Consider the following 22002-nt stretch of genomic DNA (forward strand, 5'->3'; position numbering starts at 1 on the left):
TATGGTTGCAGAATTGTCCCACGGACCAGATCAGAACTCAAACTGCTCAATACGCTCAAAACCAGGTAGCGGACGAACTGCCGTATTGAAAACGCTACGCCCCGAAGCTACGCCATTTTCCTTTACGTAAAGTCGCGCAACTCCGGCATTTCCGCGGCCTTCAACGACCACAAGACGTCCACCTTCTTTAAGCTGATTGAAAAGTACTTCAGGTACAAAATCAACCGCTCCTTCGATGAAAATAACGTCGTAAGGGGCTTCGGAAGCATAGCCAGCATTCAAATTTCCCGAAACGATCACGACATTGTCATAGCCGAGTTCCTGCAAACGAGCTGTTGCAACAGCCGCCAATGCGGAATCACTTTCAAGTCCAATGACCGATCCGGCAAGCTGGGAAAAGATCGCAGACGAATAACCTGTAGCGCAACCGATATCGAGAACGACATCGTTTTTGTTCACTTTTGCGAGCTGAACAAGCTTGGCAAAAGGCGATGGCTCCATAATGTAGCGCGGCGCTGAACCTTCGCCCTCAAGTAGTTGATCTTCATCAATGTAGGCAAGTACCTGACGGTGCGCAGGAACAAAAGCTTCGCGCGGAACGGCCAGAAAAGCGTCAATAACACTCAAATCTGTTACATCCGTCGTGCGGATCTGATTGTCGACCATTTTTGTGCGAAGATCTTGATAATCGGCTGACATAGCCATGCCCTACATCCTTCTATATCGCGCTTGCGCGATTATTATGCTTCCGGCGCCCGATAAAACAAGAACCATGACCATACGACAAAGCCGTAACAACCCTAGCTCACCGCCATTTAGGCACCATAAACGAGATTTGCCGTTGATGTGGCAAAAATCGACCTTACAGTCAATCAGACACAAGAGTTGCACCCCCCAACTGCAACACTTGGTCGCCTCTGCATTCCAACATAATGTGAAGCAATATAAAAATGCCGGACGCTTCCACGTCCGGCATGAAAGCATCAGCTCTTAAGCGGCCTCCCAAGAAAAACGATCACATTATTGCGTGACCGTTGCAGGATAGCCTGCTTCTGCAAGCGCATTGAGCGCCCTATCCTGAGAAACGCGGCTATCGAACTTAACCTGTTTTTTCTCGAGATCCACATCGACAACAGCCGCTTCATCAATCTTGTGCAGCGCATTCGTAACACTTTGCGCACAACCGCCACACTTCATTTTTGGAACTGAAAAGGTAACCACTTCGACGACTCCTTACTTAGACACTTCAGCCAATGTGCAGCTTCCCATCGTGTCAAGGTCAAGCGCGAGATATCTCAGGGAGCATCACAGCTTTCCGGGACACTTTTTTCAATATCGAGCGGCGATTTTGTAAGCGAGCCTGTCATTATCTCAATTGGCTTGTAAGGAGGCACTTCCTGCATAGCGGGATTGGTTAATCGCAGGGTGTAACAGCCGGTATAAACCTGCTTGTTTCCGTCATCGCTCTCAGATTCGATCGCGATCGGTAAACTCCAGTAAATCTGGCCTGCCCCAGGATCTGGATCCGTCTTTCGCACAGCTACCTTCACACTCTTTGTGCCGTCATACCCCTTGGCAAATTTCTTAAAGTCTGGCTCACGACCTTCTTCGGAATAATAGCTGTAAGCGCGCGCATATTCTTTACGATTAATTGCATTATAATAGGATTCGATCACAGCCTGAGGGGATGACCGATCATCGCGGTAATCAGGAACGATCATACCATCTGTGGCGTCTTGTGTTTGTTCAGACGGTTTCGTTTCCTCAACCGGCTTTGCATCTTCTTGGGTCGCTGGCGCCTTTTGGGAAGACTCCTGCGCCCCGGCGGCAGACATGAAAACAGTCGCCCCGAATATGCCTGCAAGCATCAAAGGCTTCATGCGCTCAATCAACATTCGCATCTCCTCTTCCAGCAATATTTTTCCAGGACACTGAAATCCGTGCGTGTGTTGTGATCGCGCTCTCGATTTGGTGTCTTGCAGTAATGATGTTACAACACTAACTATAGTAAAAAAGTGGCAATCCCGCAGAAAAGCGCGTTGCTTTGAGCAGACTGAACGATTCTTCAGTCGCTTACCAGCATAACACCGGAAGAGATGAAAATGGGCCGTTTCTCAGTCTTGACGCTTACAGATGCCGCAGCAGCGCGCGTGAGTGAAATCATGGCATCCCGTGAAGATGCACTTGGTATTCGCGTGGGCGTAAAAAAAGGCGGCTGCGCCGGGATGGAATACACTATTGAGCTCGTAAATGAACCAAAAGCCGGTGACGATTGCGTCGAGAAAGACGGGGCAAAGGTCTATATTGCGCCGGAAGCCGTTCTGTTTCTGCTCGGCACGCAAATGGATTTTGAAGTCACAACATTGCGCACTGGTTTTGTGTTCAACAATCCTAACCAGACGTCGGCTTGCGGCTGCGGAGAGTCTGTGGAACTGACCCCGGCCTCGCCAGAAAGCCTTCGCCAGATGCAAGGCGCTGCTTAGAGCGAGTCTTAAGAAAAAGATGCGTGGTAAAAAAGGTTAGAGCTTGGTCCCGCCAATGGATGACGAAACCTTACGAGAATTATTTGCGGGGTTGGGATCCATCAGTATTCGCCGTATGTTTGGCGGAAAAAGCATCTATCATCAGGGATTGATTATAGGGCTTGTCGTTCAGGATGAACTGCTTCTGAAAGCAGACATTCATACTGCAAATATGTTCATTGATGCCGGATCACGACAATGGTCTTACGACAGCAGAAAGACAGGCAAACCTGTTGCCATGCCCTATTGGAGCGTACCGGAAGAATCCTTCGATGATCCTGATCTTATGACCAACTGGGCAAGATTGGCATTTGCTGCAAGCCTCCGGTCAGGTACAAAAACTAAAAAGCCGAACTGAAAAATCAGCTCGGCTTTTGTTTTCTTATGCCAGAACCCCAGTGGGGATGAGCATGAATGCTGGAATATCGTTACCAAAACCTACTGGCACAGGACCATCATCATCGTCGCGATCGCGGCGACGTTTATGATGATCATACTGCGGCTTGCCACGACGCTCATCGTTTGATGTACGAATAGCATCACGACGCTCTTTAATTTCGTGAATAATGGGCTGGGGTTCATCGGCTTGAACGATCACAGGTGCCTCAACCTTTTGTTTATCTTTCGATTTACCCTTGGCATCTTTGCCTTTGCCTCGAGCGTTCCTGCCCTTGCGTGACGTATCTTCAGATTCGTCCACTGCTGGCAAAGTTGTCAAATCACCATCATGCCATTCAATCTTTTCGCCAATCATCGATTCGATGGCACTCAGATGCTTCGTGTCGGCGGTGGTCACCAATGTGAACGCCTTGCCCGAACGACCGGCACGACCCGTGCGGCCAATACGATGGACATAATCTTCCGAGTGAATCGGGATATCATAATTGAACACATGGCTGACGTCAGGAATATCGAGGCCGCGTGCAGCAACATCAGAGGCGACAAGCAGTTGAAGCTTACCTTCCTTGAAGTTCGAAAGCATCATCATGCGGGCGCGCTGATCCATATCACCATGCAAAGCGCCCGCATTGAATTCATGACGTGTTAATGAGCGGAAAAGTTCTGAGACATCTTTTTTACGATTACAGAAGATAATCGCATTTTTGATTGCATCACCTTCCGAACGGATCAAATCGCGCAAAGCTGCACGCTTGTCCCAATCTTTACGACCAGATTTAACAAGGCGTTGAGTTACGGTTTTTGCCGTCGAAGACGCTTTCGCTACTTCAATACGTGTTGGCGAATGCAGGAATTGTTCCGTCAGTTTGGTGATTTCCGGCGGCATCGTTGCCGAGAAAAACAACGTTTGGCGTGTGAACGGGATCAGTTTGCAGATCCGCTCAATGTCCGGGATAAACCCCATATCGAGCATCCGGTCAGCTTCATCGATAACCAGAATCTCAACGCCAGTCAAAAGCAGCTTCCCACGCTCAAAATGATCAAGAAGACGGCCCGGAGTTGCAATAAGCACATCTGCTCCGCGCTCAAGCTTACGCTCTTGATCTTCAAACGAAACACCACCAATCAACAACGCCACATTGAGACGCTGATTGACGCCGTATTTTACAAAATTTTCTTCGACCTGAGCAGCGAGTTCGCGCGTTGGTTCGAGAATAAGCGTACGCGGCATACGAGCGCGTGCACGCCCTTTTTCCAGCAGATGCAGCATCGGCAAAACGAAAGATGCAGTCTTACCCGTACCCGTTTGTGCAATGCCAAGCACATCCTTACGCTCCAGAGCTGGAGGAATAGCTCCGGCCTGAATAGGTGTAGGTGCTGTATATCCAGCAGCTTCAACGGCGGCGAGTACTTTCGGGGAGAGACCGAGTTCGGCAAATGTTGTCAATGGAGGCGCAGCTCTCTGTTCGGAAATGAATTCCACCTATCCTGTCATTGCAGCCACGTCATAATCCGGCGCAGGAACTAAGGCAAAAAAGGCGTCTGCAACGCAGTAAGCGTTTTCTTGCAGCATCGCCTACGTCTAAAGAGAGCAAAAGTCAACTAAAATACCGTCAACGGATATAAAGTGCCCATTTATTTGTATTTTATTGTATTTCTATCAGCCACTACAAAAGACTTTACTAAAAGCAAAGCCAACTAATGTCTAAATTGTTCTGTCAAAATTCGTTCATCCCAGGAATGATTTTGATCAAACAAGATGGCAACGTGACTATTGATAGCTTCGCGCACCGTCACCGCTCTGACAGATTTGACTTCGTTATTGTCCGCCACGGCATTGACGGGCCGCTTTCCAATTTCAAGTAAATCCATACGTACAGTGACATGGTTCGGCAAAAGCGCCCCGCCCCACCGGCGTGGACGAAATGGGCTAACAGGTGTCAAAGCAAGCAGAGGTGCCTCTAAAGGCAGGATTGGCCCTTGAGCAGATAAGTTATATGCTGTTGATCCAGCCGGTGTAGCAACCATCAGGCCATCACAAACCAATTCCTCGAGCCGCACTTTTCCATCAATCGTTATGCGAACTTTTACAGCCTGATAAGATTGCCTGAAGAGAGAGACCTCATTAATCGCCAGCGCCTTAAAAGGTGGCATATGTTCTGTTTCAGCAATCATTTCGAGCGGACGGATCGTTTCCTTCTGGGCAGCACGTATTCTCGCTGGCAAATCATCCAGACTAAATTCATTCATAAGAAAACCGACAGATCCTCGGTTCATTCCGTAGACAGGCTTACCGCTGTTCATGAAATCACGAAGGGCCTGCAGCATTGTACCATCGCCACCCAATGCGACCACAACATCCGCATCTTCGGCAGCAACATGGCCATACCGCTTCACCAACTCTTTCTGAGCTGCCAGTGATTCCTCAGTTCCAGAGGAAAGGAAATGAATCGTCAGGGATTTATCGTCCATATTATTTCATTCCTGAGTGCCAGCTGCCGTAATTTCCACAGGCAAGAGAGCTATCATATGCAAAACTTGCTTACCATTGCCTTTGAATGTGAATTTTCGCTTTACACGGCTGAAAATTATGCTAATTCCACGCCTGTGCTGCCCTTATAGCTCAGTTGGTAGAGCACCTGATTTGTAATCAGGGGGTCGGGAGTTCGAGTCTCTCTGGGGGCACCACTTTTCCTTCAAAGTGCTGTTTATAGCTGAGTTATGAATACGTTAGCCTATTAAAGTCAGTTTTAACGCCTGACCAAGTATCCCCAACTGCTATTTGGTTTTATTGAGTTTTCTGAAACGTTTCCCTCACCTATTTACCTGTCGAAATCAGCCCGTCATCATCGCGACAATCTTCCTCCAATAGGTCGTGATCAGCTCGCCGAAGGTTTTGGCAAAAGCTCAAAAGCCTGATTGCCCCTCGCTCATACTATCGGCCGGCCGATACGTACCACGTGGAATGCAATATGCTTCACGCTTTGCGGATATGAGAAATCACCGATCCGATCTACCTCTCGCTTCAATCGAGAGGCCGGAACAACTTCCGACTGGGCGGTGGTTCTAAAATACTGAGCCATCTACAAACAAGCATCGGAAGACGTGGCCTGTTTGATTTGGGATGTCAAGCTGATTGACTATAATCAATGCCTGAAATTTTCTACCATTCTAGGCTGCATAAGGTAACAATTGCTTGTTTATATTGGATTGAGGGACACATGGGATCGCGATTTCAACTGGCTTCAATAATTAGTTCTATGGCTTTTATAGTCTTGGTGGGGATTGGCTTTATTGTGATCCTGACAGTACCGACTCTATCTGCAAATCCGGTTTATCCAATGATTATCGCTCTGGTCATCAGCGCCGTAATCACGCCTGTCGTTGGTTGGCTCATCGCGTCTCGTATACTGAAAACTTGAAAAGATAATTCTGCCTCACATTCAACCGGATGCTCTAACTATGCGTGGATTGATTATTCCCTGACAGCATTGGGCCTGCACCCGACTCTGTAACTTCAGCATCACTTGTTCGCGCCGATTGGCAGCTCGTGGGAAATCGCTAAGTATGGCGAATTTCCTGTGAGTTTACCTCTGTGAATGACGTATAGGGCGGGTTCAAAACTGAGTAGACATCGCATTATTCATAAACGCCAGACTAAAAATCTGTACGCCGCTTCTTCTCCTGATATCCTCAAATCCATGCATTTTAGCGGCTTTACACCGTGAATGCGTGATGGTGCTAAATCAAGAGACAAGGATTTTCCCAATCGCAGTCCAAAAAATTGCCTCATAAGTTGCATTTTTAATACATACATCAAAAACGAGTTGGTATAATAGTTATGCGTAATTTAGGGGGAGTTTTCCATGAAATATCTTTTATTATCCGCAGCGGTTTCTCTCATAGCAACGTCTTCATATGCCGCTGATGCAGTTATTGTTGAAGACGTAGCGGTTATCACACCTGTCCACTAACGTTGGGCGGTTTTTTGTTGTCACCACACAACAGTGGCTTCAAGGCACAGCCGATCCCGAAGGCAATGGACAGCTTTATTGAAACAAGCCGATTGCTGCGGACTCAATCAAGAACAAGATCACCTTGCTCCGGATCCTGTTGAGGGAATAACCGGAAAAACCATTTGAAATCAAAAGCCGATTAACGTAATCTTTCTATTGTTGATCATATGATTGTTCACTTTGAAAAAAACTAAGAATGTCAGCTTTATATAAAGCGACGGAACGTTATCTTACTAATATAAAATAATTTGTAATTATTTGAATATTACAACTATTGTCTTCATAATTATTATATAATAAGCCTGCATAATATATTGGGCACAATCTTTTTGGCGAAATCAAACATGTCTCAACGGAGAATCTGCATTTCGGTTGCTACTCGAAACAGACCCAACATGCTTTGCAAGTTATTTGCGTCGCTTGCCGTGATTGTAAAACCTGCAAATGCTGATGTTTCATTTCTTGTTGTTGAGAATAACGCCTCTCCGACTCTTGAACAAACAATCGCTAATTTTCGGGTTCAAATGCCTGAAACTCAAATAGACTATGTGGTGGAAGGTGTTTTAGGCATCTCATCAGCACGTAACCGTGCCCTCGATCATGCGATTGAGCAAGGTTACGATTATCTTGTCTACGTAGATGACGACGAATTTGTTGACGCTGAATGGCTCGTGAAGCTGCTTGCCGAGCGTGATCGCCTTGATCTCGACATATTAGGGTCGCCGGTCAGGCCGATACCTTTTGATGAAAATCTTACGATTTTACAAAAACTCGTTTGGTCAGGTATTGAACGAAGTGGTTATAAATCGGAGCAAAAGTGCCGGCGCAAGTGCGAATCCGGGCGTGGCGATTCAATCAAGGTTGCTACGGGCAGTTGGATGGGGAAACTGGATTTCTTTCGCAGGACCGGCCTCCGGTTCGATTCTCATTTTGGACTTACCGGCGGAGAAGACTGGAACCTTTGGGCCACCGCAAAATCGCTCGGCGCTAAAACCGGTTGGGCGTGTGATGCGATTGTCTATGAGACTGTTCCCTCATCCCGTTTGACGCTGAGCTATCACTATCGCCGCAATCGCGATCATAACATCACAGAATTTGGTGCACGGTACCGAGAAAACCCGAGCAAGACGCTGAAAAAGCTACCGTTGAAGATTGCTGGCCGCGCGCTCAAATTTGTTGGCACCAGTCTATCTATTCCCTTTCGTGGTGGTCAGGGTATCGTCTCATCAGCGACCGCACTGGGAGGACTGGTTGGTCTCTTGCAAGGGTGCTTTGGCAAAAACTCGATGCATTATGCTAATACGACAGGCCACTGAGCAAAAAGAAAAAGCCCTGCAAAACGCAGGGCTTTTTATTGATCAATACCAGCCGACAGCGACCTGCGCTTCTTCTGACATGCGGTCGGCCGACCATGGCGGATCGAATGTCATGGTAACTTCGACCATGGAAACGCCTTCAACTGCACCAACGGCATTCTCGACCCAGCCCGGCATTTCGCCAGCAACAGGACATCCAGGGGCAGTCAGAGTCATTTCAATCTTGACCGTACGATCATCCTCGATGTCGATCTTGTAGATCAGACCGAGTTCGTAAATATCCGCTGGGATTTCAGGATCATAAACAGTCTTCAATGCGCTGATGATATCATCTGTCAGCCGAAGAAGCTCTTCCTGCGGAATAGCAGACGCGGAAAAAACAGACTTTCCATCTGCCGATGCATCTACATCGTCCGTCTTGGTTTCAGCCTGTTCCTGAACTTTCTGTTCGATCTCGGTCATCCGAAAAACTTCCTTGCCTTTTCCAAGGCTTCCGCCAGCACGTCCACTTCAGCACGGGTGCTGTACATACCGAAAGATGCACGGCATGTAGACGTGACGCCAAAGCGTTTCAAGAGTGGTTGAGCGCAATGCGTGCCTGCGCGTACAGCGACGCCTGCGCGGTCAATGACCATAGATACGTCATGCGCGTGAATACCATCAAGCGCAAACGAGATGATGGCTCCCTTGTCCGGTGCGTTGCCATAAATGCGCAAACTATTGATCTTGCTCAATTGCTCATGCGCATAGATACGCAAATCTTCCTCGTGAGCTGCGATTGCAGCGCGACCGATCTTGTCCATATATTCAAGTGCAGCACCAAGGCCAATCGCCTGAACGATTGGCGGCGTGCCAGCCTCAAAACGATGTGGCGGGTGATTGTAAGTGACGTTTTCCTCCGTCACTTCTTCGATCATTTCGCCACCGCCCTGAAACGGGCGCATCTTCTCAAGCATTTCCGCGCGACCATAAAGAACGCCAATACCTGACGGACCATAGACCTTGTGTCCGGTAAAGACAAACCAGTCGCAGCCGAGATCTTGCACATCGACCGGCATGTGGACCGCGCTTTGGCTACCATCAACCAACACCGGAATACCGCGCGCATGCGCCAATTCTACGATCTTCTTGATGGGAGTGACCGTACCGAGCGCATTGGACATATGAGTGATTGCGACAAGCTTCGTACGTTCGGTCAGACGCTTTTCGAATTCCTCGATATGGAACACGCCTTCATCATCAACCGGTGTGAAGACGAGCTTTGCGCCCTGCCGCTCGCGGATAAAGTGCCATGGTACGATGTTGGAATGATGCTCCATGATCGAAAGCAAGATTTCATCACCCTCGCCGATATTCGGCATGCCGTAACCGTAAGCGACCGTGTTGATCGCTTCTGTCGCATTCTTGGTGAAGACGATTTCGCCAACAGATGCGGCATTCAAAAAGCGGCGGACAGTCTCGCGTGACTTTTCGTAAGCATCTGTTGCAGCATTGGAAAGAAAATGCAGGCCGCGATGCACATTGGCATATTCATTCGCATAGGCATGCGTAATCGCATCAATGACGCTTTGCGGCTTTTGCGCAGACGCGCCACTATCGAGATAGACCAGCGGCTTGCCATGAACCTGTCGTGACAGGATGGGAAAGTCTCTGCGGATCGCTTCGACATCATAAGCTGCTGCAAGTTGATTCTTCTGATCCATGATCGTTCCTTCTACCATTGAGGCAGAAAAGGCGGAGTGAAAAACTCACTCCGCCTTTTTTAATCAAGCGTGAGCTGCAAGCCAGTTCGAGAGTACTTCTTCCAGTGCCTCGACCAGAGTTTCGTTTTCCAACTCTTCAATAATCTCGGCAATGAAAGCCTTGATCAGCAGACCGCGGGCTTCGTTTTCAGGAATGCCGCGTGCCATCAGATAGAAGAGGTAGTCTTTCGAAAGTTCCGTAACCGTTGCACCGTGACCGCAAGCCACGTCATCCGCAAAGATTTCCAGCTCCGGTTTCGCATCAAACTCACCGTCATCAGACAACAGCAGCGTGTTGCAGGCCATGCGAGCATCGGTCTTCTGGGCGATCTGTGCAACACGGATCATACCCTGGAACACACCGCGCGCACGGTCCTTGACCACGTTGCGGATGATCTGGGTCGAACGTGTATTTTCCACCAGATGGGCCACCGTCATGGTTATGTCGGTGTGAGAATCATCTGACAGAAGATTGAGGCCGCGAAGCTCGAAATCCGAATCCTCTCCTGCGACAGTCAGATGCACTTCCTGACGAACCAGTTTGCCACCCGCATTGACGATGTAAAGCGTAAGCTTCGAACCGGCACCAATGGTTGCATTGAACTGGGCGAGCTGTGTTCCCTGACCAAAGTCACGCAGGATAACCCATATGACATCAGCACCATCACCGACGCTTACATGGCTGACGGAGGTCGAGAGAGCATCGCCCTCGCCGCCATTTTGACGCTCGATGATCGTTGCTTTTGCATTCGCACCGATTTCGACTGGGAAGCGCGTATGGCCCTGCCCGGTCTTCTGGATATTCTGCAGCTCAAGCGGCGCCTCTAGTTCAACGCCATCAGCAATAGACAATGACCAGCCGTCGCTAACATAAGAAGCGTTGATCTGGCCGATCGTATCATCGGTTCCCCGAATGGTAAGCTGTGGGACGAGCGAACCATCAGCAAGTGCATCACGCACCGCAGAGAGCGTCACGCCATCCGGCGCCTTGGCGTCAAGCGCTGCACCATTGCTGGCAGCAATGACCGTTGAGCCTGCTAGAAGTGCAGGAAGCGCATTGGTTCCAGCAGTCGGATTGAAATCTGGCACGGCTTTCAGCAGCGTGCGGAAATCTGTGTAGTGCCAGCTTTCGATGCGGCGCGACGGAAGACCTTGTACTTTAAGCTCTTCGAGCGCGTTGTCGCGTGCAATGACAACGTCGCCATTACCAGGCAGTTCGCCCATGCGGATCGCGAAGCCATCAATCAGTGCACTTTCAGCTGGCGTCCTTGGTTTTGAGGTCTGGATGTTCATAATCCGCTCCTCAGGCTACTTCGCCGATAATGTCGGCATAGCCATTTTCTTCAAGGTGGTTTGCCAGGGTCTTGTCACCAGACTTGATGACTTGTCCCTTGTAAAGAACATGAACACTATCCGGCACAATATAATCGAGCAGACGCTGATAGTGGGTAATCACGATCACAGCGCGGTCGGGCGAACGCAGTGCATTCACGCCATCGGAAACAATCTTCAGCGCATCGATGTCGAGACCGGAATCGGTTTCGTCGAGGACGCAGAGGCTTGGCTCAAGAAGCTGCATCTGAAGAATTTCAGCGCGCTTTTTTTCGCCGCCTGAGAAGCCAACATTGAGCGGACGCTTCAGCATGTCCATGTCGATGTTGAGGCCGCCTGCTGCTTCTTTCACCCGCTTGATGAATTCAGGAATCTTCAGTTCCGCTTCGCCGCGCGCCTTGCGCTGGCTGTTCATCGCAACCTTCAGGAATTCCATCGTGGCAACGCCAGGGATTTCCATCGGATACTGGAACGCGAGGAAGATGCCCTTGGCGGCGCGTTCAGCCGGATCGAGTTCGAGGATCGACTCGCCATTGTAAAGAATGTCGCCTTCAGTCACTTCATAATCATCGCGACCTGCAAGAATGTAGGACAGTGTCGACTTGCCCGAGCCGTTCGGGCCCATGATGGCGGCAACTTCGCCCTTGTTTACAGTCAGGTTCAGTCCACGGATGATTTCGGTATCCGTGTCAGCGATCTTTGCATGAAGGTTCTTGATCTCAAGCATGGGTATAACCTTGTCTCTCAGCGCAGCCTCAAAAAGAGCTGCTTATGCCAGTTAAAGGGCTGGCCAGAAAAATCGGATGCGGGAAGGCAATAAGGCGCGCCGGATTAACCGACGCTGCCTTCAAGCGAAATACCAATGAGCTTCTGTGCCTCCACGGCGAATTCCATTGGCAGTTCCTGAATAACTTCCTTCACAAAACCATTGACGATGAGCGCGATTGCCTCCTCTTCCGGAATGCCGCGCTGCATAACGTAGAACAGCTGGTCTTCGGAAATCTTGGAGGTGGTTGCCTCGTGCTCGAACTGTGCCGTTGCGTTTTTCGCCTCGATATACGGCACGGTATGCGCGCCGCAATCGTTGCCGATCAGGAGTGAGTCGCACTGGGTGAAGTTACGGGCATTGGTCGCCTTACGGTGAGCCGAAACTTGTCCGCGATAGGTATTATTGGAATTGCCTGCCGAAATACCCTTGGAGATGATGCGGCTCGACGTGTTCTTGCCGAGATGAATCATCTTGGTACCGCTGTCGATCTGCTGATAGCCATTGGAAACGGCGATCGAGTAGAACTCACCACGCGAATTGTCACCGCGCAGAATGCAAGAAGGGTATTTCCACGTTACCGCGGAACCGGTTTCCACCTGAGTCCACGAAATTTTGGAATTATCACCACGGCAATCGCCACGCTTGGTAACGAAGTTGTAGATGCCACCCTTGCCGCTACTATCGCCCGGATACCAGTTCTGAACGGTCGAATACTTGATCTCGGCATTATCCAGCGCGATCAGTTCAACAACTGCTGCGTGGAGCTGATTTTCGTCGCGCTGTGGGGCCGTGCAACCTTCAAGATAGGAGACATAAGCGCCTTCTTCCGCAATGATCAGCGTGCGTTCAAACTGGCCCGTATTCTTTTCATTGATACGGAAATAGGTCGAAAGCTCCATCGGGCAGCGAACGCCCTTTGGTACATAGACAAATGAACCATCGGTGAAGACCGCAGAGTTCAGCGTCGCATAATAGTTGTCAGAAACCGGAACAACAGAAGCGAGATACTTCTGAACCAGTTCAGGATGCTCGCGAATCGCTTCCGAAATCGAGCAGAAAATCACGCCTGCCTTCGCAAGCTCTGCCTTAAAGGTCGTGACAACCGAAACACTGTCGAAAACGGCATCAACAGCCACGCGGCCCGATGCATAGACGTTGTCCGAAGGGTTGCCATCGATTTCGCTTGGATCACCCTGCTTGCGCACGCCAGCCAGGATTTCCTGCTCACGCAGGGGAATACCAAGCTTTTCATATGTGCGGAGCAATTCCGGATCGACTTCATCGAGCGATTTCGGACCGGTCTGATTCTTCGGGGCTGCGTAATAATACGCATCCTGAAAATCGATCTTTGGATAGTCCACGCGTGCCCATGTTGGCTCCTCCATGGTGAGCCAGCGTTCATAGGCCTTCAGACGCCACTCAAGCATCCATTCCGGCTCTTCTTTCTTAGCGGAAATGAAGCGAATGATATCTTCATTAAGACCCTTTGGGGCCTTCTCGGATTCGATTGTTGTCTCAAACCCGTACTTGTACTGGTCCACGTCCAAGCCGCGAACCTGATCAATGGTCTCCTGCACTGCAGGCATTGGCGTTCTCCATCCTCGTCGAATTCAAGGTTCGACAGTTGCAAACGTCAGGGCGATGATAGTCGCTATCTTCGCCACAATATAGTGTGCGTGACGCTTCTTTAAAACCCTTCTAAACTCAATTTCAAGCCCGGCTTTAAATTTGCTGGTAAAATTCAAGAATAATTTACGAGGTTAGGTCCGATTAGGCGTCTAACTGGCCTTTGAGCGCTCGTGACGGGCAACGATTTTGCGCAAAACGTCAAGGAACTGATCGACAGATTCTATTGAAGCATTCGGTTCGAGCGAAACACGGATCGCGCCTGGCCCTTCCTCAAGGCCCATTGCAGCCAGTACATGACTTGGGCCGACTTTGCCCGATGAACAGGCTGATCCTGCCGACAATGCTATTCCGCCAAGGTCGAATGCGATTTGAACGGTTTCAGCCTTTTGTCCGTCCAGCGAGAAGAACGTCGTGTTCGGCAGACGATCAACGGATTTACCGTGGATCTTGGCACTGGGTGCAATCTCCATAAGACCGGCCTCGAGGCGATCTCGCGCTTCGAAAGACCAGCCATTGCCGTTCAGTCGAGTGGCCGCAACATCCGCAGCTGCACCGAAGCCCGCAATTAACGGTAGCGCTTCCGTGCCTGCACGATGACCCTTTTCCTGACCGCCACCACGGACCAGCGCTTTCGGCATCATCAGATCGGAAATAGCAATCACGGCACCGACGCCTTTGGGACCACCAATCTTATGTGAGGAGATTATGAGATAATCGCCAGAACTATCTGAAATATCTAGCTTAAAACGGCCAGCCGCCTGCACCGCATCGACAACGAAGATGCCGCCCGCCGACTTAACAAGTGCTGCAATCTCACGTGTAGGCTGGATCACGCCTGTTTCATTATTAGCGGCCTGGACCGCCACAAGCGGCAAGCCCGCGCTCTTGTCGTGCGCTTCCAGCTCCTGCTTGAGAGTGTCAAGACGCAGAATTCCATTTTCATCGACCGGAAGAACCGTGATGTTTTCTGGTGCAAACTGTCCACCTGCCAACATACAAGGGTGCTCGGTTGCACTGACATAAAGATGCGAAAGACGCACCGGCGAACGGCCCATCATATAGATGGGTGTCAGCAAGGTGGATGCGGCTTCGGTGGCACCAGATGTGAAAAAGACATGGTCAGGCTTAGCATTAACGAGTGCCGCGACACTACGGCGAGCCGATTCGACCAAAGCACGGGCAGCCCTGCCCTCGCGATGCACGGATGAAGGGTTGCCGGTAATGCCTAATGCCTCGATGACTGCATTGCGCGCTTCATCGAGCAAAGGCGCACTGGCATTAAAGTCCAGATAGAGCCTCTTGCCGCTTCCGATCACCGATACTATCTCCTAAGCGAAGCCTTTAAGTGGCGATAGCGCAATTTTCTTGAATTTTCAGTCAGGAAAAGCCTATTAAGCCACATCAGGTACTGAACTGCGGTCCAGTCTATCGAAATTTCAAATTGGTTCTAGAAGCGGCACAAGCACACGTCAAGCTTGCCGCCCTGAAGCCGATCTTCCGATCACCAGCGGAGTACACATGCCAGAAGTCATTTTCAACGGCCCTGCCGGACGCCTTGAAGGTCGTTATCAGCCTTCACGGGAAAAGAACGCGCCTATCGCCCTGATCCTGCATCCGCACCCGCAGTTCGGTGGAACAATGAACAACAAGATCGTCTACGATCTGTTTTACATGTTCCAGCAGCGCGGTTTTACGACGCTTCGCTTCAACTTCCGCGGCATCGGTCGCAGTCAAGGCGAATTCGATCATGGTGCAGGTGAATTGTCGGATGCCGCAAGCGCGCTCGACTGGGTGCAGGCATTGCATCCGGATTCAAAAAACTGCTGGGTTGCCGGTTATTCCTTTGGTTCATGGATCGGGATGCAGCTTTTGATGCGCCGCCCGGAAATCGAGGGCTTCATCTCGGTCGCACCGCAGCCTAACATATACGACTTTGCGTTCCTTGCGCCTTGCCCGTCCTCTGGTCTGATCATTCATGGCGATCAGGATAAGGTCGCGCCTCCGAAAGATGTTCAGGTGCTTGTTGACAAGCTCAAGACACAAAAGGGTATCACGATTACCCAGAATACCATGCCGGGCGCGAACCACTTTTTCTCAGGTATGGGTGACCAGCTTATTGAAGAGTGTTCAGAATATCTGGAACGCCGTCTTGCTGGCGAGCTGGTTGAAATTCGCCAGAAGCGCCTGCGTTAGAATGTGATCTTATGCAAGCCCGGTGAGCATAATCACCGGGCTTTTATTTTGTTGGAAGCGCCAAAACACCGCCAGAAACAGGTTGATCGCAGCCAGTCGTTGTCGGATAGGTGAGCGGTAGCCCGCGCATTGAGCGCACAGCCAGATAGGCCCATGCTTCTGCTTCCATGGCATCGCCATCAAACCCAGCAATATCAGCATCCAGCACGCGTGCACCCTCCCGTTCTGCAAGCGCACTCAGTTCAGCCATGATTGCTGCATTCTTACGACCACCACCACTGACGATATAAGTGCGAGGCCTCGATGGCAGATGTGAAGCCGAACGAAGAATGGCGGCGGCACTGACATAGGCAAGCGTACGCGCCCCTGTCGCCAAATTTGCCTCATCTTTTTCAGGAACGACAAAGTCGCTCCGGTCCAAAGAACGACGGTAATTCCCTTTAAAAAACGCGTGATCGAGATATTTTAAAGCCAAAACTTCATCCACCGCGCCGCTCATCGCCGTGATGCCCCCCGGATCAAAGCTTCCCTGTTCATGCAATTCCATCCACTGATCGATGAGCATATTGCCCGGCCCACTGTCATAGGCCATCAGCGCACCACCCTCACCGACATAGGTCAAGTTGGATATGCCTCCGATATTGACAAAGACGACGGGCCCTTCGAGACCGAACGGAAGATTAGCGGCCAAAGCTGCGTGATATGCAGGAATCAGTGGCGCGCCCTCGCCACCGTGCCGCATATCTTCCGCACGCATATCATAAATAACCGCTATGCCTGTCTCTGCAGCTAAGAGTGCACCATCGCCGATCTGCACTGTCAACGCTTCGCTTGGGCGATGAAGGACGGTTTGACCGTGAAAGCCAATTACGTCGATTTCATCCGGCTTCAAAGAATGCGCATAAAGAAAATCCTGAACTGCTATCGCATGCAAAAGCGTCTGATCATGTTCAAGCTGTTTAAGAATGCCTGGACGTTCATTACGCTTGTTGATGCTGCGTGCATCAACAAGGGCCGCTTTGAGGCGTGAACGAAATCCATCAGAATAACTCACGGCCGCAGAAGCACCGCGCTCAACATAGTTCTCGCCATCAGTGATAATCAGCGCAATATCGATACCGTCCATTGAAGTGCCGCTCATTAGCCCTATTGCGCGTTTCAGATCGGACATACCGGACTTTCCTTGTTATTTTTGCGTGAATAATGCTAAAGGCAAAATATCATAAGACAGTAAGGACTTACTTACTGTCCGAGTTAATAACGCCTAACCAGTCAGGAAAAGGGCATGTCCGGTTTTAAATCCGATTTTCTTCGCACGCTTTCCGAGCGCGGCTTTATACATCAAATGTCTGATGAAAGCGGCCTTGATGAATTGTTGGCCAAGGAAACCGTGACGGCCTATATTGGCTTTGATCCAACAGCACCAAGCCTCCATGCTGGCGGTTTGATTCAGATTATGATGATGCACTGGCTTCAGCAAACCGGCCATCGCGCGATAGCTCTTATGGGCGGCGGCACAGGCATGGTTGGCGATCCGTCCTTTAAAGACGAAGCACGCAAGCTGATGACCGAAGACACAATTGCCGAAAACATTGCTGGTATCAAACGCGTTTTTGCAAATTACCTCACCTTTGGTGATGGCCCAAAAGATGCCATGATAGTCAACAATGCCGATTGGCTGCGTAACATAAACTATCTCGAATTTCTGCGCGATGTCGGCCGTCATTTCTCGGTCAACCGTATGCTGTCGTTTGATTCGGTTAAAACACGTCTTGATCGTGAGCAATCGCTTTCGTTCCTCGAATTCAACTATATGATCCTGCAAGCCTATGACTTTGTTGAACTCAACAAGCGCTATGGCGTGCGCCTGCAAATGGGTGGCTCGGATCAGTGGGGCAATATTATCAACGGTATCGATCTCGGTCACCGTATGGGTACGCCACAGCTTTATGCTCTTACCTCGCCTTTGCTGACCACAGCTTCCGGCCAGAAGATGGGCAAGTCACTCGGCGGCGCGATCTGGCTTAATGCCGACATGCTCAGTGCCTATGATTTCTGGCAGTACTGGCGCAACACGGAAGATGCCGACGTAGAGCGCTTCCTGAAGCTCTACACGACGTTGCCAATGGATGAGATTGCGAAACTCTCAGCCCTCGATGGCTCGGAAATCAACGAAGCAAAAAAGATTCTCGCAACCGAGATCACCGCTATCCTGCATGGCCGCGCTGCGGCTGAAGAAGCTGCAGAAACCGCACGCAAGACATTTGAGGACGGCGAGTTGTCCCAGAACCTTCCAACTGTCGGCGTGCACAAAGCGACACTGAATGATGGCATTGGCGTATTGGCGCTAATGGTACTTGCAGAACTCTGCGCAACCAATGGCGAAGCACGCCGTCATGTTGAAGGTGGTGCAGTTCGTATCAATGATGAGATTGTGACCGACCCACGCTTGTCCATCAATGCAACAGCTCTCAACGAGCAAGGCGTCATCAAAGTTTCGCTCGGCAAGAAGCGCCACGTGCTGATCCGCCCAGCGTAATGTGATAACTATGGAAATGAATTAGCCCGGCTTAATAAGCCGGGCTTTTTTCGTTTTTTAATCAGAATTCGAAGATCGAACGGAAAATACCGGGTGCGATGATCGAAATTGGGTTCACGATCACCTGTGGCGCTTTGGCGGTGCCTTCAAGTTTGAACGTGATACCCAAAAGACCGCGATCACGTCCATTGCCCAACAGGGCTCCGAAGATCGGCACCTCACCAAAAATACGGTTTACTCCATAGGCAGGCATGAAAGTGCCGGTAATCGACATATTGCCACGCCCATCATAGAGCGTGCCCTGAAATGTCGTCCCGACTGACGGGCCGCGCACGACAGCTCTCGAAAGCTTGAGATAATCGCTTCCTTTTTCGATCAGCGAAAAGCCACGCTCTACATCAACCCGCGACACATCAATATCGCGCTTCACTGCCTGATTGAGGCTGTTACCGCCACTAGAGGGTGAACTGGAGACGATTGTGGCCAGACGAGGCTCATTGATAATCGAGAAATTACGTGCATCAATCTGACCAGTGAGCGGGCCGTTGCCCTGCCCTGCAAGGCCAACTGTAATCTTGCCACCGCGCATTTTGTCATAGAAGTCAAAGAACCGCAGAGTGGCACCGGCATCATTCGACTGCAAGGAAACAGACCGTGCATCGCCCTGATCATTATTTGTCGCTGCAAAAGCCTGACCAGAAGCGGTCGTCGCATTGACCGACACGCCGGATAGTTTGTTTCCGGCGCTTTCATAAGAAACCGCCAGATTGTTCAGTTTCTCGTCGTTAAAGCCGATGACTTCATCGATCTGCGCGCTGACCACGACCCGTGAGCTTTTGCCGCGCGAGCCTTCGCTCTTTTTACCGAGGTCAGAAATCTGTTTGATGATAGAGCGCGCATCAAATTGTTTGCCACGAATATTCACGCGGTAACCGCCCTGACTTTTCGTCGCTTTGATGCTCATCTGATCAGAGCGTGTGAGACGCAAATCGCTGAAATCAGCGGACTGCAGATCGCCACCAGAAATGACCAGATTGCCTTTCGCGCCAAAAGCATCGCCCGTCAGGACCAGATTCTGAATATCGATTCTGCCATCGTCGTTCTTGCTTCTGACCAAATCAAACGTGGCTGTGGCGGGAACACCTGCTCCTTTGCGCCAGCCGAGCCATGGCAGGCTGATCTGGGTTTTATTGAGATCAGCAGATACATGCCGCTTATCGCCATTTTCCATACCCAGATCGACAGAGATTGGCCCTGAGAACAAATCTTTCAGACCGGGCAGAATTTTGTCGCGTGACGCATCGTCGAGTAGGAGCTTAATTTTCTGGTCCCGCTTAACCGGCCCGGAACGGTCAACGGGTTCCGTCATAGAAATGGTCGCAGGCACGCCATCCAGCTTGGCATTGGCAGTTATGATTGCCGATTTCTGATCAACCTTGATGCTGCCATCCGCATCACTGACTTTCGAGCCACCGACAAGCTTCGATAGGGCCAGATTTTTAAAACCTATATCGGCATCCCAAGTCAGTGTTCCGGGCGGCGCACCCTTTGAAACCGCAAAGCCGACTTTGACACGTGCATCGACATCGCCTGTTGCATCTTCCGGCAGAAACGGAACATTTTTCAGAACATCAATCGGCTTCTTGCCTGCAATTTCCGCAATTGCAGCAGCGCTGCCCGTAACCCGCAAATCAAGATCTGCAATCACCGGTCGCTGAGGTCCCCATGGGATGATCAGCGTTCCATCAGAAACCGACGCCTGCCGGTTATCGGGCGTATAAGAGGTGCCGCTTGCCAGCTTGATTGTCGTATGAGCGCCACGAACCGAAATATTCCCCGTCACATCGCGGACAGGCGGCAGTTCGCCGACAACATCAAAACGTGTTCCTGTGACATTAAAATCGGCTTTAATTTCGTCCCCGGTCAGAGGCGGCGGAAGTCCCGGCCCATTAAACCGTCCGGCAGCGAGCGACACTTCGATGCGGCTGTCTTTCAGCGTTCCGCCGAACAGATTTTTCAGAACCCATTCACGCGCACCATCTGCCACATCAATCGGCCACAAATGCTTCGCATCTGCCACGGGCATTTCCGGTATCCTGAGTATGAAAATCATCTCAGGCGAACCGTGCCCAAACGCCATGCTGCCCTGACCATAAAGCTCGCCGGTCGCGGTGCTCACATCAAGATCGGAAAACTGGATACGCTGCTGTTTTGCAAGGAAGCGTCCTGCAATTTTTACACCGAAAATGACTTCAGGATCAGTCGATTCAGCCGGAAGACTGGTTGCGGAACTTGTCACGATTTCAAATCGATAGGACGGACTATCGACGTTATTATCTGCCTCCGGTTCCGGGCCTATCGCCCCATTAAACTCGGCCTTCATGCCGCCCAGTTGGAGACGGGACGGTTTCACTTCAATTTTGCCGCTGCCAACTGAATGCTCAAGGCGAAGCAAGGCTTGTCCGCGCAGATCATCAACGCGGCCAAGTTCCATATCGATTTCATTGACTGCCAGTTCCGCAGAAATCCGCTCCGGCGTATCACCGCTCGCAGATCTGCCTGATAGGGACAGGTTTGCGCTGCCTTTAAAATCAAAATGGGCAGGATTGACGCGATTGCCGTCAATTACAGGCGCAACCTCTTCCGGCGAGCCAAGTTCAACAGGAAGATTGCTTACCGTAATGGCAAATGCATCAAGTTCATTCTCATTGCCTTTGCGGTCTATCGACCCTTCGATATTGACGACCTCGCCCTGCCATAAGGCGCTTCCCAGAACGGAAATCTTTCCGTGATCTTCTGAAAAACGTAAGTTCTGAACTTCCACGCTTTGCAGCTTATCGCCGGTCTTAAAACGGATAGTCGTATTCGACATTGCGATAGCTTGCGTATTCTGGTCGCGCAGAAGCTCCAGATTGCGGCGCATTGCCGAAAAAAGCTCTCCTGAAAGCGCATCGAAATTGATGTAACCTTTGTCGTCATAAGGCAGCGACTTCCAGAATCCAGCGCCTTTCTGTTCCGGCAAATCGAATGCAGCGCCATCAATCTCCAGTTCAGCAAGGCGAATGTCTCCGGTCAGCAATGGCAGCGGAGCAAGGCCCAGCCGAACGGACTTTACATTCTCGATGAAAATTCCGTGCTGCGGATCAGAAATAGACACATCACGCGCTTCGAGGGCCACATGGCTGTTCTTATCGAGTGAAAGCCCGGCGCTGCCAATCGATGCAGAAGCCTGATCACCCAGAACATTGTTCAGGGTCTTCTGTGCTTCGTCGCGCAGCAAATCACTGTTGATGCCACCACGCAGAATGATAAATCCAGCGCCGCCAATCAGTACAAGCACGATGCAAAGTGACAGGAATGCATGAGAGCACCACCAAACGAATGAACGTCTGCGGCGCGCAACAAAAGGCACAGAATCATCTTCGCCGTCACTGGTCAGACGGTCGATTCTTTCCATCTCGCGCTTCGTGAAGCGGATCTTGTGCTGCTTATCTGTCAATATTCCAGCCGAACACCTGAATGCTGTTTTCAGAAAACCTCATGAA

General features: G+C 50.5%; 18 protein-coding genes and 1 tRNA gene. 6 read left to right on the forward strand and 13 right to left on the reverse strand.

Annotated features, from left to right (window positions below; translation table 11 throughout):
• Positions 1–30: 30 nt before the first annotated feature.
• The 3 genes from H5024_RS07860 to H5024_RS07870 form a co-directional block, all read right to left on the reverse strand.
• The gene (locus H5024_RS07860; protein WP_187546697.1) at positions 31–699 is read right to left on the reverse strand and encodes a protein-L-isoaspartate O-methyltransferase; all 669 of its coding nucleotides are present in this window, start codon (positions 697–699) and stop codon (positions 31–33) included.
• A 321-nt stretch (positions 700–1020) separates the two neighbouring features.
• Positions 1021–1221: a heavy-metal-associated domain-containing protein gene (locus H5024_RS07865; RefSeq protein ID WP_187545129.1), complete on the reverse strand. Its 201-nt coding sequence runs from the start codon at positions 1219–1221 to the stop codon at positions 1021–1023.
• Between the two features lie 74 nt (positions 1222–1295).
• Complete coding sequence (locus H5024_RS07870) at positions 1296–1895, reverse strand: hypothetical protein (protein WP_187545131.1); 600 nt, start codon at positions 1893–1895, stop codon at positions 1296–1298.
• A 207-nt stretch (positions 1896–2102) separates the two neighbouring features.
• Between H5024_RS07870 and sufA the strand changes: the two genes are divergently transcribed.
• Entirely contained in the window at positions 2103–2483 is a 381-nt protein-coding gene (sufA, locus tag H5024_RS07875) for a Fe-S cluster assembly scaffold SufA (RefSeq protein WP_187545133.1), read from the forward strand.
• Positions 2484–2538: 55 nt separating this feature from the next.
• Positions 2539–2880 (forward strand): TfoX/Sxy family protein, encoded by a 342-nt coding sequence (locus tag H5024_RS07880; protein ID WP_187545135.1) that lies wholly within the window; start codon positions 2539–2541, stop codon positions 2878–2880.
• A 24-nt stretch (positions 2881–2904) separates the two neighbouring features.
• Here H5024_RS07880 and H5024_RS07885 read toward each other — a convergent pair whose 3' ends face one another.
• Both H5024_RS07885 and H5024_RS07890 read right to left on the reverse strand, forming a co-directional pair.
• Positions 2905–4368 carry a DEAD/DEAH box helicase gene (locus tag H5024_RS07885; protein ID WP_187546698.1) on the reverse strand — a complete coding sequence of 488 codons (1464 nt, stop codon included), beginning with the start codon at positions 4366–4368 and terminating at the stop codon, positions 2905–2907.
• Between the two features lie 251 nt (positions 4369–4619).
• Complete coding sequence (locus H5024_RS07890; protein ID WP_187545137.1) at positions 4620–5393, reverse strand: NAD kinase; 774 nt, start codon at positions 5391–5393, stop codon at positions 4620–4622.
• Positions 5394–5533: 140 nt separating this feature from the next.
• On the opposite strand from H5024_RS07890, the gene H5024_RS07895 reads away from it, so the two are divergent.
• Together H5024_RS07895 and H5024_RS07900 are read left to right on the forward strand one after the other, a co-directional pair.
• Positions 5534–5609: transfer RNA gene (locus tag H5024_RS07895), tRNA-Thr, on the forward strand.
• A 1672-nt stretch (positions 5610–7281) separates the two neighbouring features.
• Complete coding sequence (locus tag H5024_RS07900; RefSeq protein ID WP_187545139.1) at positions 7282–8253, forward strand: glycosyltransferase; 972 nt, start codon at positions 7282–7284, stop codon at positions 8251–8253.
• Positions 8254–8295: 42 nt separating this feature from the next.
• Here H5024_RS07900 and H5024_RS07905 read toward each other — a convergent pair whose 3' ends face one another.
• From H5024_RS07905 to H5024_RS07930, 6 genes are all read right to left on the reverse strand, one after another.
• Positions 8296–8715, reverse strand: a complete 420-nt coding sequence (locus H5024_RS07905; RefSeq protein ID WP_187545141.1) for an SUF system Fe-S cluster assembly protein — start codon at positions 8713–8715, stop codon at positions 8296–8298.
• Positions 8712–9956 carry a cysteine desulfurase gene (locus tag H5024_RS07910; protein ID WP_187545143.1) on the reverse strand — a complete coding sequence of 415 codons (1245 nt, stop codon included), beginning with the start codon at positions 9954–9956 and terminating at the stop codon, positions 8712–8714. Before H5024_RS07910 ends, H5024_RS07905 begins: the two co-directional genes overlap by 4 nt.
• Positions 9957–10019: 63 nt before the next feature.
• A complete protein-coding gene (gene sufD / locus H5024_RS07915; RefSeq protein WP_187545146.1) occupies positions 10020–11288 on the reverse strand; it encodes a Fe-S cluster assembly protein SufD in 1269 nt (422 codons plus the stop codon).
• Positions 11289–11298: 10 nt separating this feature from the next.
• Positions 11299–12054, reverse strand: a complete 756-nt coding sequence (sufC, locus tag H5024_RS07920; RefSeq protein ID WP_007874788.1) for a Fe-S cluster assembly ATPase SufC — start codon at positions 12052–12054, stop codon at positions 11299–11301.
• A 104-nt stretch (positions 12055–12158) separates the two neighbouring features.
• Positions 12159–13682, reverse strand: coding sequence for a Fe-S cluster assembly protein SufB (gene sufB / locus H5024_RS07925; RefSeq protein ID WP_187545148.1), 1524 nt, complete (start codon positions 13680–13682; stop codon positions 12159–12161).
• A 192-nt stretch (positions 13683–13874) separates the two neighbouring features.
• Positions 13875–15041, reverse strand: a complete 1167-nt coding sequence (locus H5024_RS07930; protein WP_187545150.1) for a cysteine desulfurase family protein — start codon at positions 15039–15041, stop codon at positions 13875–13877.
• A gap of 202 nt (positions 15042–15243) precedes the next feature.
• On the opposite strand from H5024_RS07930, the gene H5024_RS07935 reads away from it, so the two are divergent.
• Positions 15244–15918, forward strand: a complete 675-nt coding sequence (locus H5024_RS07935) for an alpha/beta hydrolase (protein WP_187545152.1) — start codon at positions 15244–15246, stop codon at positions 15916–15918.
• A gap of 43 nt (positions 15919–15961) precedes the next feature.
• On the opposite strand, the gene H5024_RS07940 is transcribed toward H5024_RS07935, so the two are convergent.
• Entirely contained in the window at positions 15962–17089 is a 1128-nt protein-coding gene (locus tag H5024_RS07940) for an anhydro-N-acetylmuramic acid kinase (protein ID WP_187545155.1), read from the reverse strand.
• Between the two features lie 114 nt (positions 17090–17203).
• Between H5024_RS07940 and tyrS the strand changes: the two genes are divergently transcribed.
• On the forward strand, positions 17204–18457 hold the full coding sequence (tyrS, locus tag H5024_RS07945) for a tyrosine--tRNA ligase (RefSeq protein WP_187545157.1): 1254 nt from the start codon (positions 17204–17206) through the stop codon (positions 18455–18457).
• A 61-nt stretch (positions 18458–18518) separates the two neighbouring features.
• Here tyrS and H5024_RS07950 read toward each other — a convergent pair whose 3' ends face one another.
• Complete coding sequence (locus H5024_RS07950; RefSeq protein WP_187545159.1) at positions 18519–21914, reverse strand: DUF3971 domain-containing protein; 3396 nt, start codon at positions 21912–21914, stop codon at positions 18519–18521.
• Positions 21915–22002: the final 88 nt, after the last annotated feature.

This window comes from Ochrobactrum sp. Marseille-Q0166 (assembly GCF_014397025.1).
GTDB lineage: Bacteria > Pseudomonadota > Alphaproteobacteria > Rhizobiales > Rhizobiaceae > Brucella.

Bases quoted from the DNA above. Each gene is read 5' to 3' on its own strand.
- H5024_RS07905 (WP_187545141.1), bottom strand. From the start codon at position 8,715: ATGACCGAGATCGAACAGAAAGTTCAGGAACAGGCTGAAACCAAGACG.
- tyrS (WP_187545157.1), top strand. From the start codon at position 17,204: ATGTCCGGTTTTAAATCCGATTTTCTTCGCACGCTTTCCGAGCGCGGC.
- H5024_RS07880 (WP_187545135.1), top strand. From the start codon at position 2,539: ATGGATGACGAAACCTTACGAGAATTATTTGCGGGGTTGGGATCCATC.
- H5024_RS07935 (WP_187545152.1), top strand. From the start codon at position 15,244: ATGCCAGAAGTCATTTTCAACGGCCCTGCCGGACGCCTTGAAGGTCGT.
- H5024_RS07940 (WP_187545155.1), bottom strand. From the start codon at position 17,089: ATGTCCGATCTGAAACGCGCAATAGGGCTAATGAGCGGCACTTCAATG.
- H5024_RS07900 (WP_187545139.1), top strand. From the start codon at position 7,282: ATGTCTCAACGGAGAATCTGCATTTCGGTTGCTACTCGAAACAGACCC.
- sufC (WP_007874788.1), bottom strand. From the start codon at position 12,054: ATGCTTGAGATCAAGAACCTTCATGCAAAGATCGCTGACACGGATACC.
- sufD (WP_187545146.1), bottom strand. From the start codon at position 11,288: ATGAACATCCAGACCTCAAAACCAAGGACGCCAGCTGAAAGTGCACTG.
- H5024_RS07890 (WP_187545137.1), bottom strand. From the start codon at position 5,393: ATGGACGATAAATCCCTGACGATTCATTTCCTTTCCTCTGGAACTGAG.
- sufB (WP_187545148.1), bottom strand. From the start codon at position 13,682: ATGCCTGCAGTGCAGGAGACCATTGATCAGGTTCGCGGCTTGGACGTG.
- H5024_RS07870 (WP_187545131.1), bottom strand. From the start codon at position 1,895: ATGTTGATTGAGCGCATGAAGCCTTTGATGCTTGCAGGCATATTCGGG.
- H5024_RS07910 (WP_187545143.1), bottom strand. From the start codon at position 9,956: ATGGATCAGAAGAATCAACTTGCAGCAGCTTATGATGTCGAAGCGATC.
- sufA (WP_187545133.1), top strand. From the start codon at position 2,103: ATGGGCCGTTTCTCAGTCTTGACGCTTACAGATGCCGCAGCAGCGCGC.
- H5024_RS07860 (WP_187546697.1), bottom strand. From the start codon at position 699: ATGTCAGCCGATTATCAAGATCTTCGCACAAAAATGGTCGACAATCAG.
- H5024_RS07950 (WP_187545159.1), bottom strand. From the start codon at position 21,914: ATGGAAAGAATCGACCGTCTGACCAGTGACGGCGAAGATGATTCTGTG.